General features: G+C 70.3%; 6 protein-coding genes. 4 read left to right on the top strand and 2 right to left on the bottom strand.

Translation table 11 applies throughout. From position 1 onward, the window contains the following. Positions 1–92: 92 nt before the first annotated feature. Positions 93–1,922, top strand: a complete 1,830-nt coding sequence (locus VGL85_RS14730; RefSeq protein WP_331589711.1) for a glycoside hydrolase family 15 protein — start codon at positions 93–95, stop codon at positions 1,920–1,922. 39 nt (positions 1,923–1,961) lie between these two features. Here the strand turns inward: VGL85_RS14730 and VGL85_RS14725 are convergent, their stop codons facing one another. Both VGL85_RS14725 and zwf read right to left on the bottom strand, forming a co-directional pair. Then, complete coding sequence (locus VGL85_RS14725; RefSeq protein ID WP_331589709.1) at positions 1,962–6,053, bottom strand: amino acid adenylation domain-containing protein; 4,092 nt, start codon at positions 6,051–6,053, stop codon at positions 1,962–1,964. A gap of 123 nt (positions 6,054–6,176) precedes the next feature. Beyond that, positions 6,177–7,652 (bottom strand): glucose-6-phosphate dehydrogenase, encoded by a 1,476-nt coding sequence (gene zwf, locus VGL85_RS14720; RefSeq protein WP_331589708.1) that lies wholly within the window; start codon positions 7,650–7,652, stop codon positions 6,177–6,179. Positions 7,653–7,849: 197 nt separating this feature from the next. On the opposite strand from zwf, the gene otsB reads away from it, so the two are divergent. The 3 genes from otsB (at position 7,850) to ligD (ending at position 12,817) form a co-directional block, all read left to right on the top strand. Beyond that, positions 7,850–8,605, top strand: a complete 756-nt coding sequence (gene otsB / locus VGL85_RS14715; protein ID WP_331589707.1) for a trehalose-phosphatase — start codon at positions 7,850–7,852, stop codon at positions 8,603–8,605. 73 nt (positions 8,606–8,678) lie between these two features. Continuing rightward, complete coding sequence (locus VGL85_RS14710) at positions 8,679–10,091, top strand: alpha,alpha-trehalose-phosphate synthase (UDP-forming) (RefSeq protein ID WP_331589706.1); 1,413 nt, start codon at positions 8,679–8,681, stop codon at positions 10,089–10,091. Positions 10,092–10,093: 2 nt separating this feature from the next. Next, the gene (gene ligD / locus VGL85_RS14705) at positions 10,094–12,817 is read left to right on the top strand and encodes a DNA ligase D (RefSeq protein ID WP_331589705.1); all 2,724 of its coding nucleotides are present in this window, start codon (positions 10,094–10,096) and stop codon (positions 12,815–12,817) included. The last annotated feature ends 26 nt before the right edge of the window (positions 12,818–12,843 follow it).

The raw sequence follows: 12,843 nt of genomic DNA, 5'->3' as shown, positions 1-12,843 counted from the left end.
CCCGGAGCCAAGCGGATCAAGGCGCGTTACCAGCCAAGCTAGGGGTTTTTCCACCCCGCGCCGTGGGCGCGGCGAAAGAAGGGGATGCGCGCTTGACCCAGAACCTGGAGCTGTTCCCGATCGGCAACTGCGCGGCGAGCGCGCTGATCGACGAGCAGGGCCGCTATGTGTGGGCCTGCGCGCCGCGCGTGGACGGCGACCCGTTCTTCTCGGCCCTGTTGCGCGGCGGGGACGGCGACGGCGAGGACGGGGACAGGCATTACGGCAGCTATGGCCTGTGGTCGGTGGACGTGGAGAACCAGGCGACGATCGCCCAGGCCTACCGGCGCAACACTCCGATCCTGGAGACGATCATCACCGACCAGTCGGGCGCCAAGGTCGAGATCATCGACTACTGCCCGCGCTACCGCCAGTTCGGACGGCTCTACCGGCCGCTCGCCTTCGTGCGCATCATCCGGCCGTTGGCGGGCACGCCCCGGGTGCGGATCCGCCTGCGGCCCACGGTGGACTATGGCGCGGCCCCGGCCGCCATCACCGTGGGGTCCAACCACATCCGCTATGTGGGCGGGGAGACGACCCTGCGGCTCACCACCGACGGGCCGGTCAGCCACGTCGCCGACGAGCGGGTTTTTCGCCTGGAGGAGCCGGTCGCCTACTTCCTGGGGCCCGACGAGCCGTTCGCCGACGACATCACCACCACCACCTTGCGCATGCTGCGCGAGACCACCGACTACTGGCGGCGCTGGGTGCGAACCCTCTATGTGCCGCTGGAGTGGCAGGCGGCGGTGATCCGCGCGGCGATCACCCTGAAGCTCTGCGCACACGAGGACACCGGCGCCATCGTGGCGGCGCTGACCACCTCGATCCCGGAGCACGCGGTCGAACCGGGCGAGATCGCCCGCAACTGGGATTACCGGTACTGCTGGCTCCGGGACGCCTACTACGTCGTGCAGGCGCTGAACCGGCTGGGCGCGGCGGACATCCTGGAGAACTACCTCACCTACCTGCGCAACCTGGTGGACCAGATCGGGCCGGACGGCCGCATCCAGCCGGTCTATGGCGTCGGCCGCGAGCCGGTGCTGACCGAGCGGGTCGCGCCCGACCTGTCGGGCTACCGCGGCATGGGGCCGGTGCGGATCGGCAACCAGGCCCACGAGCACATGCAGTACGACGTGTTCGGCCAGATCGTGCTCTCCACCGTCCAGGCCTTCTTCGACGAGCGGTTGCTGCGGCCCGCCAGCGTCGAGGATTTCAAGGCCCTGGAGTGGGTGGGCGACCGGGCCTTCGAGCTGCACGATCAGCCCGACGCCAGCCTCTGGGAGTTCCGCGGCCACGAGGCGGTGCATACCTATTCCTCGGTGATGTGCTGGGCGGCCTGCGACCGGCTGGGCAATGCGGCGCAGAGGCTGGGCCTGTCCGACCGCGCCGAGTTCTGGAACGCGCGCGCCGCGCACATCCGCGAGACCATCGACCGGCGGGCCTGGAACGCGGCGCTGGGCCGCTATGCCTCGACCTTCGGCGGCGACCAGCTCGACGCGAGCCTGCTGCAGATGGTGGAGGTCCGCTATATCCCCGCCGACGACCCGCGCATGCTGGCGACCATCGATGCGGTGCAGAAGGGCCTCAGGCGCGGCAAGTTCATGCTGCGCTACGCCCTGCCGGACGACTTCGGCGAGCCGAAGACGGCGTTCAACTTCTGCACCTTCTGGCTGATCGAGGCGCTGCACCTGTCGGGCCGCACCCAGGAGGCGCGGGACCTGTTCGAGGACATGCTGGACCGCCGCACGCGCGCCGGCCTGCTCAGCGAAGACATCAGCTTCGACGGCAAGGAGCTCTGGGGGAACTATCCGCAGACCTATTCGCTGGTCGGGCTGATCAACTGCGCGAGCCTGCTGTCGCGGCCGTGGGCGAGCGTGCGCTAGGCCAAGCGCCTCGCCGCGCGCCACCCGGACGCTGAAGTGCTAGATCGCCGGCTGCTCGGCGGCCGCCGGGACCGGACGGCCGACAGCCTGGCCGAACGTCGCGATCGCCTTGCGCCACAGCCGCCACGCGCCCAGGCCGACGCCGAGCGCGATCACGAAACCCGCCAGGGGATAGGGTCGGCCGAACAGGTGCAGCATGCCGTCCCTGACCATCATGTGGGTGAGGTAGAGCCAGAGCGAGGCGCCGGCGACGTCGAGCACGGCTCCGCGCGCCCAGTTCGGCAGGCGCACCCGCGGCAGGGTGACGAGCAGCAGGGCGCTCAACAGGAAGACGGCCTGCATGGGGCCGAAGCACCAGGCGCTCGCCGCGGCATAGAGGACGATGACCCAGCTCCAGAACAGCCGCTCCGACCGGGCGGCGACATTCGCCGCCAGCCCGCCCAGGGCCACGGTGGCCAGGTGCGTCGTGGGCAGCAGGTAGAGCATCACCAGATGGCTCTGGCGCGGATCGAAGAAGCCGTGATCGAGGAACCAGGGAAGGCCGAAGCGGCCCAGGCAGCCGACCACGAACAGGCCGATGAGGAAGCGCCTGAGGCCCAGGTCGAACCCCTTGACCATCTGCAGGCCCAGGACGGCGAGGTAGAGGAACAGGATCAGGTGCAGCAGGCAGTGGGCGTACCAGAGGTAGAGGTCCTGCGGGTTCGCGCGGCGCCAGTCCTGCAGGTCCGCCGAAAGCGTCAGGATGTAGAGCTGCGGCGAATGGCCGAAGGAGCGGAAGGCGTAGAGGGCGACGCTGAGGATCGCGGTCGGGATCAGGATGGTCACGAGGTTGCGCAGCAGCGGCGAGGCGCTGCGGCGCCGGAACGCCTCGGGCAGGGCGAGCGCGCCCAGCATGTAGCCCGACACCAGCATCAGCAGGCTCGTCGCCCCGCCGCCATAGTCGATCAGGTTGAAGTGCTTCGCCAGGATCAGCAGGATCGATCCGCAGCGCACCAGGATCGGCATGTCGATGACGCCGGCGGCCCCGCGTTCGGTCTTGCGCGCGGCGAGGTCGGCGATGGTCATCTGCGGCCAGTCCTCCGGCGGCTCGCCGATCGTCTCCTCCAGCGCCAGGAACGCCTGGACGTAGGAGAGGCTGTCGCCGCCGAGGCTGGCGAAGGTCGCTTCGCTCGAGATGGTCTTGACCCCCAGCAGACTGCTCCAGGCCTCCATCAAGCTCCGTTCGACCGCGTTGGCGGCGGGCTTGGGCGGCAGCGCCGGCCCCGCGGCGGCGAGCGCCATAAGCGCGCGGCGATCGACCTTGCCGTTGGGCAGCAGGGGCAGGGCGTCCAGGCGGCGGATCTCATGCGGAACGAGGTGACCCGGCAGCCTCGCCGCAAGGCTTGATTTCAACGTCTCGGGATCGAGGCCGCGCGCCGTCGTCACGAAGCCTACGATGCGCGGATGGTCGCCGTCCCCGACCGCCACGGCCGCCGCCGCCCGAACGCCGGCCCGCTCGGCCAGGGCGGCCGTGACCTCGGCGAGCTCGACGCGATGGCCACGCACCTTGACCTGATCGTCGGCGCGGCCGGTGAACATCACCGCCCCATCCGGCAGGTGGTAGCCCCGGTCGCCGGTGCGGTAGAGGGCGGCCCCGGTCGCATCGAGGATGTGGTCGTCAGCGGACCGGATGCGGCCGCACTCGACATAGCCCAGGCTGAGCCGCGCCGAGCGCACGGCGATCTCGCCGGGCTCGCCCACGCCCAGCGGGCGGCCGTCGGCGTCGACGACCAGCAGCTGGAAGCCTTCCGAGCCCTGGCCGAGCGGAACTGTCGCCCAATCCGGATCGCCGTCCAGCCGGAAGGCGCCGGCGGCCTGAGGGGTCTCGGTCGCGCCGTAGAAATTGACCTGCTCGACGGCCGGCGCGAGGTCGGCGACGGCGGCGGCGAGCGCGGGCCGCAGAGGCTCGCCACCCCAGAACAGCCGCCGCAGCGCCGGCAGAGCCGGCGGCGCCCCGGCGGTCAGGATCTGGCCCATGGACGGGGTGAGATGGGCCACCGTGGCCCGCGACGCGGCCAGCCACGCGGCGAGCTGGCCGGGCGCCTGCAGCGGCTGGTCGGGGATCAGCAGGGTCGCGCCGATCGACAGCGGCCCGAAGATGTCGCGCAGCACCGGGTCGTGCGACAGGCCGGCGGCCAGGCTGAAGCGGTCGGCGGCGGTCAGGCCGAAGGTCCTCGCCTGCCAGGCCAGGAAGTCGGTGAGCGGCGCATGCGAACAAGCGACGCCCTTGGGCCGTCCCGTGCTGCCGGAGGTGAACAGCATATAGGCCGGATCGTCGGCGCGGGCCTCGTCGAGGCCTTGCAGGATTACTTCGGCATCGGTCGAATCGTATGAGACAGCGAGCGTGGCCGCCCGCAACGGCTGGGCCAGGCGCTCGGCGAGCGGATCGAGATCGGGGCGGCCGGCGCGCAGGATCGCCTGTGGCGCGGCGATCTCCGCGAGGCTCGCCAGGTAGGGCTCGGGATGCCCGGCGTCGAGCACCGCAAAGAGCGCGCCCACGCGCAAGGCGCCCAGCATGGCCACGACCAGCTCCGGGCCGCGCTCGGCCAGGATGGCGACCCGGTCGGCGGCGGCGAGCCCCAGGGCCTGCAGGCTGCGCGCGGTCGCCCGCGACGCCTTCTCCAGCTCGGCGTAGGTCATCCTCGAGCCGGCGTGTTCGATGGCCACGGCGTCGGGCGTCGCCCGCGCCTGTTCGAGGAAGGCGGCGAAAACCGGCCCGCCCACGGCGGGCGCAAGCGTCGCGGCCGGGTCGGGCAAGAGGCCGGGCGGCGCCAGGTCGGCCAGCCGCACCTCGCCCGTCGGCCGATCCACGTCCGCCGCCAGCGCGCCCGCGAGCGCCGCGAGCTGCTCGCCGATCGAGCGCGCCCGCACCTCGCTCAGGACCTCGGGGTTGTGGAACAGGGTCAGGAACATCCCCTGGTCGAAGGTGAAGACGCGGACGTTCAGGTCGTCGTCGTCCTGGTTCTCCACCAGGTCGATGGACTCGAAGCGCAGGTCCGCCAGGGCGGTGTTGATGTGGCTGGACGGATACCAGTTGATCGCAAAACGCGGATGCACGCCCGTGGCGCGGATCACATGGTGATAGGGGAAGATCTCGTGGGCGATGGCGTCGCGGATCTCCCCGCGGACCCGGCCGGCCAGGGCGCGGATCGACTCGTCCTCGCGGACCGGCGCGCCCAGGATCAGCTTGTTGGAAAAGACGCCGTGGGCGGCCTCCGCCCCGGCCTTGCCGCGGCGGCCGGCGCTCTGGAAGGTGGTGCAGACCCGCGCCGCGCCGGTAAGGCGTGACAGGAGCACCAGATAGGTCGCGTAGAAGAAGTTGAAGTGGCTAACCCCGATCTCGTCGGCCGCCGCCTTGGTCGCAGCGGCGACCTCGGCCGAGATCGGAAGCATGACGCCGGGGCGCACCACGTCGCGCGCGCCGGGCTGGCGGGCGCAGCGGCGATCGGGGGGAAGCTGGCCGCCTGCCTCCAGCCCGGCCATGCGGTCCTTCCAGAACGCCTCGGCCTGGCGATAGGGCTCTGAGTTGCGCCAGTCGTAGTTCCAGTAATCGCTGTACTGCACGGGCGGCGCGTCATTGTCGAAGCCCATCACGCGCATGAAGGTTTCCATGGCGAAGGCGTTGGCGGTGACGCCGTCGGAGGTCGCGTGGTGGAAGCCGTAGGCCAGGACGTGGTCGTCAGGGCCCAGGTGGATCAGCAGATAACGGTGCAGGTTCTCCGGGGTGTAGTCGGCCTTGGCGTAGAGATAGGCCCGGACGGCGTCGCGGATCTCCGCCTCCGAGGCGCCGGGCATGGCGATCCTCTTCATCCGGACCTGGGGCTGGTCCTCGATGTACTTGGTGAACTGCCCGTCGGCGCCCCGTTCGAACCCGGTGCGCCGCGCCTCATGGCGCTCGCAGGTCTTGCGGATCGCGGCTTCCGTGCCGGGAATGTCGATCACCCCGAAGATCCGGGTTGCGGTGGGGGCGATGTAGACCTGGCCGGTCAGTTCTTCGGCCAGGAGGTAGCGCTCCTCGTTCGGGCTGAGCGGAAGGCCTTCGCGCAGCCGCTTGGGGCGCGGCGCGCGCTCTTTGCTCGCTACCTTGAACATCAACCCCCCAGAATACTCACGCCCCAGGTCGTCAAACCCTTGATAGCATGAAATATTCAGCGGCGGGGATCAGATTCCCGCGGCGGTTGACCGCAGAACATCAAATGATGGTCTTGCGGACCGCTAGTCGAGCCACGCGCGCTCCGAGCGTTCGATGAGCGCGAAGGCGCCGGCGGGCCCCCAGGAGCCGGCGGCGTAGGGCTTGGGCGTCATGCCGGCCTCGGCCCAGGCGTCGGCCACGCCGTCGATCCAGCGCCAGGCCTCCTCCACCTCGTCGCGGCGGACGAACAGGGTGTTGTCACCGTGCAGCACGTCGATCAACAGCCGCTCATAGGCGATCCGCCGCCGCGCGCCCGGCCCCTCGTAGGTCGAGAGCAGCGACAGCGACAACGGCATGGACTGCAGGCGCATGCCACCTTTCGACACCCCTGGAAGTTTGTTCATCAAGGTGAGCGCGATATCCTCCTGCGGCTGCAGGTCGATCACCAGCCGGTTGGCCACCATGTCGTTCCTGGCCCCGTCGCCGAAGATCGAGTGCGGCACAGGCTTGAACTGGATGACGATCTGGGTGCGCTTCTCGGGCATCCGCTTGCCGGTGCGCATGAAGAAGGGCACGCCGGCCCAGCGCCAATTGTCGATGTCCACGCGCAGGGCGACGAAGGTCTCGGTGGTGGTGGTCTTGCCGCGCTCGCTCTCGTAGGACGGCGCCTCCTTCCCGGCCACCACACCCTTGCCGTACTGGCCGCGGATCGAGCAGGCCTGCGCCTCGGCGCGGGTGTAGCGGCGCAGGGAGCGCAGCACCTTGACCTTCTCGTTGCGCACCGAGCGCGGGTCCATGTCGGCCGGCGGCTCCATGGCCACGAAGCACAGCAGCTGCAGCATGTGGTTCTGCAGCATATCGCGCAGGGCGCCGTACTCGTCGTAGTAGGGCCAGCGGTCGCCGACCCCTTCCGTCTCGGCCACGGTGATCTGCACGTGGTCGATGGTCAGGTTGTTCCACAGGGGCTCGAACAGGGTGTTGGCGAAGCGCAGGGCGATCAGATTCTGCACCGTCTCCTTGCCCAGATAGTGGTCGATCCGGAAGATCCGCTCCTCCGAGAAAACCTGGCCCACCGCCTCGTTGAGCGCGCGCGAGCTCTCCAGGTCGCGGCCGATCGGCTTTTCGAGCACCACGCGGCTGTCGTCGTGGGCGAGGCCCGCCTCGCCGAGCGCGGTGCAGACCTTGGCGTAGAGGCTGGGCGAGATCGCCAGGAAGAACATCGGCCGCGCGAAGCCCTTCAGGTGCGGCTTGAGTTCGGTGGCGCCGGCCTTGGTGGTGGCGTCCCCGGCCACATAGTCCAGCCGCTTGGAGAACCGCTCCCAGACACCGTCGTCGATCGGCTCGGGCCGCGCCTCAAGGATCTTCCGCACCTCGGCCACGAAGGCCTCGCGGCTGAGGGCGGTGCGGGCCGACCCCACGATCTTGAAGTCCGCGGGCAGGTGACCGTCGGCGTCGAGGAAGTAGAGCGACGGCAGGAGCATCCGCCGCGACAGGTCGCCGGTGGCGCCGAACAGGACAAGGGCGTCGGCCTGCGTCTCGGCCGGTGGCGGCTTGGCCATCGGATGGGTCCTCCAAGGTGGTCGCTTCGTCCGACCGCATAGCGCGGTTTGCCGCCCGGATCATCAACGGCCGCCCCTTTGCGGGCCGAACGGTATGGCCGGCTTAGCTTTCGATCCCTCGTGGAGCGAACATCCGGCTGAAGCGTTCCGTCCATGGGCCAGGGATCACGAGTGGGGCCAGGGATCGCGAGTGGGGAATGACCGTCCAGAATATCTCAAACCTGTCGACGCCACCGCCACGCCCCCTTCGGCTCGCCGAGACGGCGCTGTTCCTGGACCTGGACGGGACGCTCGCGCCGATCGCCGCGCGGCCACAGGACGTCGGCCCTGACGCGCGCCGGACGGACCTGCTCGAAAGCCTCGCGCGGCGGCTGAACGGGCGGCTGGCGGTGATCACCGGGCGCACGCTCAGCGACGTGGATCACATCCTGGAGGGCTGCGTGCCGGCGGTGGCGGCGGTCCACGGCCTGGTCCGCCGCGACGCCGACGGGCTGGTGACCGAGACCCGGCCGCATCCGGCCGTGCCGCGCGCGGCGGCGGCCTTGCGCACCTTCGCGGTGCGCGATCCCGGCCTGCTGGTCGAGGACAAGGCCGGCCTCTCCGTCGCCCTACATTTCCGCCAGGCGCGGGAGCACGCGCCGGCCGCGCGCGCCTTCGCCCGCGAGCTCGCCCAGGAAACCGGGCTCGGCCTACAGAGCGGCGACATGGTGGCCGAGCTGCGCACCCCCGGCGCGCGGAAGGGCGACAGCCTGCGCGCCTTCATGGGCGAGCCCTGTTTCGCCGGCGCCCGACCGGTGTTCATGGGTGACGACGCCACCGACGAGGACGGCTTCGCCGCCGCCGAAGCCCTGGGCGGCTTCGGCGTCCTGGTGGGGCCGCCCCGGCCCACCGGCGCGCGCTTCCGGCTGGACGACGTAGCCGCGGCCCTGGATTGGCTGGAGGCCAGCAGATGACCCTCCTTCGCCAAGGCTTCGGAGGGTTCCCCCAGGACCCGTGCTGCGAAGCTCCCAAAGGGAGCGAAGCAGGATGAGCCGGCTGATCGTGGTCTCCAATCGGGTGAACCCGCCGGCCGGCGAGGGCGAGGAGACTGTTGGCGGCCTGGCCATGGCGCTGTCCGCGGCGCTGCGCCAGTACTCCGGCCTGTGGTTCGGCTGGAGCGGAAAGACCACGCCGGAGTTCGACGGCAAGGTTTCCATGCAGACCGTGGGCGGCGTCACCACCGGCCTGATCGACCTCGAGCCCGGCGACCTCGACGAATACTACAACGGCTACGCCAATCGCACGCTCTGGCCGCTGTTCCACTACCGCACCGACCTGGCCGCCTATGACCGGGTCTATGGCGAGGGCTACAGCCGGGTGAACCGCCGTTTCGCCGAGACGCTCGCGCCGCTGATCGGCGAGGGCGACCTGGTCTGGGTGCACGACTACCACCTGATCCCGCTGGCTCGGGAGCTGCGGGCCCTGGGCGTGAAGAACCGGATCGGCTTCTTCCTGCACATCCCCTGGCCGGCGCACCAGGTGTTCACCACCCTGCCCGGCCACAGCCGCCTGGTGGAGGCGATGTTCGACTACGACCTGGTCGGCTTCCAGACCGCCGAATATCTGCAGGCCTTCGAGGAATATGTGCTCATCGAAGCCCACGGGTCGCAGCCTGAGCCCGGTCGCCTGAAGGCGTTCGGCCGCACCTTGAAGGTCGGCGCCTTCCCCATCGGCATCGACGCAACCGACTTCGCCCGCATGCTGAAGAGCGCCAAGGCGCGGCGAATGCGCGACGTGATGACCGCGGCCACCGTCTTCCGCCACCTGGTCGTGGGCGTCGACCGGCTCGACTACTCCAAGGGCCTGGAGGAGCGGTTCCTGGGCTTCGAGCGGTTCCTGGCGGACAATCCGGGCCTGCGCCGCGAGGTGCTGATGCTGCAGATCGCCCCGGTCAGCCGCGAGAGCGTCGACGCCTACCAGGAGATCCGCGCCCGGCTGGACGCGCTCTCGGGGCGGATCAACGGCGAGTACTCCGACGTGGACTGGAACCCGTTCCGCTATGTGAACCGGACCTACCGGCGCGACGAGCTGGCCGGGGTCTACGCCGCCGCCCGCGTGGGGCTGGTGACCCCGCTGCGCGACGGGATGAACCTGGTGGCCAAGGAGTTCGTCGCCGCCCAGGACCCGGCCGATCCCGGAGTCCTGATCCTGTCGCGCTTCGCCGGCGCGGCGCGGCAGATGAGCGAGGCCCTGCTGATCAATCCCAACAGCCCCGAGGAGATCGCCGACGCGCTGAAGCGGGCAATCTCCATGGAGAAGCCCGAGCGTGTGCGCCGCTGGCAGGCGCTGTTCGAAAGGGTCCAGCGCGAGGACGTCACCGCCTGGCGCGACGCCTTCGTGGGCGCCCTGGAAGGCGCCGCCGAAAGCGGCAAGGCGCGCCCTCGGGCGCTGGCGAGCTGAGCATGGCCGCGGCCCGCCGGAAAACCGCGCCCAAGAAGGCCTCTCCGAAGAAGGCCTCTGGCGCCGCCGCGGAGCGCAATCTCGCCCGCTACCGGTCGATGCGCGACTTCGCCCGCACCGAGGAGCCCAGCGGCGCCGACGCGGCCAGGGCCTCCAACCGCTTGCGCTTTGTGATCCAGAAGCACGCCGCCACGCGCCTGCACTTCGACTTCCGCCTGGAGCTGGATGGGACCTTCAAGTCCTGGGCGGTGACCAAGGGACCCTCCATGGACCCGGCGGACCGCCGGCTGGCGGTGCAAGTGGAAGACCACCCTCTCGACTACGGCGACTTCGAAGGCACGATCCCCAAGGGCCAGTACGGCGGCGGCACGGTGATGCTTTGGGACCGCGGCTATTGGGAGCCTGAAGCGGGGAGCGATCCGCACAAGGGTCTCGCGAGCGGCGACTTCAAGTTCCGACTCGACGGGGAGCGGCTGAAGGGCAGTTTCGTCCTGGTGCGCATGAAGCGGCGCGAGCGGGAGAAGAAGGACAACTGGCTGCTGATCAAGCACCACGACGGCTATTCGGTGGAGCACGACGGCATGGCCCTGGCGGAGGACGAGACCACCTCCGTCGCCTCGGGCCGCTCGATGGACCAGATCACCGAAGGCAAGGGCAAGGGGCCGACCCGGTTCATGACCGGCCACGCGCGCGCCAAGGCCAAGCGCGTCTGGAAATCCAACCGCGCCGAGGCCGACGACGAGAGTGAGCCGGCGGCGCTGAAGGCGAAGTCCGCTCCGAAGCTGAAGGGCGCCGCCCTGCCCGGCTTCGTGCCGCCGCAGCTCGCCAAGTCGGTGGATCGCCCGCCGCAGGGCGCCGGCTGGGGCCACGAGATCAAGTTCGACGGCTACCGGCTGCAGTTGCGCGTCGAAGGCGGCCGCGCGAGCCTCAAGACCCGCGCGGGCCTGGACTGGACAACCCGGTTCCCCGAGATCGGCCGCGACGGCGAGGCCCTGCCCGACTGCCTGGTCGACGGCGAGGCCTGTGCGCTCGACGCCCACGGCGCGCCCGACTTCCCGGCCCTGCAGGCGGCGCTGTCGGACGGCAAGACCGCCGAGCTGATCTTCTTCGCCTTCGACCTGCTGTTCGCCGAGGGCCAGGATCTGCGCAACCTGCCGCTCAGCGATCGGAAGGCGCGGCTGAAGGCCCTGATCGAGGCCGCGCCCAAGCGGGTCCAGAAGCGCCTGCGCTACGTCGAGCACTTCGAGACCGGCGGCGACGCGGTGCTGCAATCGGCCTGCCGCATGCACCTGGAAGGCGTGGTTTCCAAGGAACTCGGCGCGCCCTATCGCTCCGACCGCACGGGCAGCTGGCTGAAGTCCAAGTGCCGTGGTGGCCACGAGGTGGTGATCGGCGGCTGGACCGGCGAGGCCGGGCAGCTACGCGCCCTGCTGGTCGGCGTCCATCGCGCAGGCAAGCTGGTCTATGTGGGCAAGGTCGGCACGGGCTTCGGCGCCGAGACCGTGCGGCGCGTGCTGCCCCGGCTGCGGAAGGCCGAGACGGGCGAGAGCCCGTTCTCCGGCCCCGGCGCGCCCCGCAAGGCGGCGAACCTGCACTGGGCGAAGCCCGACCTGGTCGCCGAGATCGAGTTCGCCGGCTTCACCGGCTCCGGCATGGTTCGCCAAGGAGCGTTCAAGGCCCTGCGGGAGGACAAGCCGGCCGACCAGGTGGAAGCCGAAAAGCCCGGGCCCGCCGCCAAGACCGCGCTTGCCGAACCCGCGCCGAGGGCCAAGGCTGCGCCTCCCAAGGCCAAGCCAGGACCCGCGGTCGTCATGGGCGTCACCCTCAGCCATCCGGACAAGGCGCTGTGGCCGGAAGCCGGCCATGACGGCGAGCCCGTCACCAAGCTCGACCTCGCGCAGTATCTCGAGACCGTCGGCCCCTGGATGATGACCCACATCAAGGGCCGGCCCTGCTCGGTCATCCGCACCCCGGACGGCATCGGCGGCGAACGGTTCTTCCAGCGGCACCTGGGCCGCGGCGCCTCGGCCCTGCTGACCGAGGTCAAGGTGTTCGGCGACCACAAGCCCTATCTGCAGGTCGACCGCCTCGAAGCCCTGGCGGCGCTGGCCCAGCAGGGCGCCGTCGAATACCACCCCTGGAATTGCCAGCCCGGCCAGCCGGAGGTTCCCGGCCGGCTGGTCTTCGACCTCGACCCAGACGAGGACATCGCCTTCGATCGCGTGATCGAGGCGGCGAAAACCGTGAAGGAAAGGCTGGAGGCCCTGGGCCTCGCAGCCTTCTGCAAGACCACCGGCGGCAAGGGGCTTCACGTGGTGACCCCGCTGACGGGCGGCCCAAAGACCGGGAAGGGCGGCAAGATGGACTGGAAGACCGCCAAGACCTTCGCCCAGGACGTCTGCCTGGCGATCGCCGCCGATGAGCCCGACCGCTATGTGGTCAACATGGCCAAGGCCAAGCGCGTGGGCCGCATCTTCCTCGACTATCTGCGCAACGACCGCATGGCGACGGCGGTGGCCCCGCTGTCGCCGCGCGCGCGGCCCGGCGCGACGGTGAGCTTCCCGCTGACCTGGGGCCAGGTGAAGAAGGGCCTCGACCCCAAGGCCTATACGATCCGCACCGCGCCAGCCCTGCTGAAGACCACCAAGGCCTGGGCCGACTATTGCGACGCCGAACAGCCGCTGGCCGATGCGATCAAAAAGCTGAAGGCGTCGCCCCGGCGCTGAGCGCCGGAGCCGGAACCCCGGACCGT

The organism is Phenylobacterium sp., assembly GCF_036501465.1.
GTDB lineage: Bacteria > Pseudomonadota > Alphaproteobacteria > Caulobacterales > Caulobacteraceae > Phenylobacterium.
The sequence above is the reverse complement of the archived record's forward strand: the minus strand, read 5'-3'. Positions and strand labels throughout refer to the sequence as shown.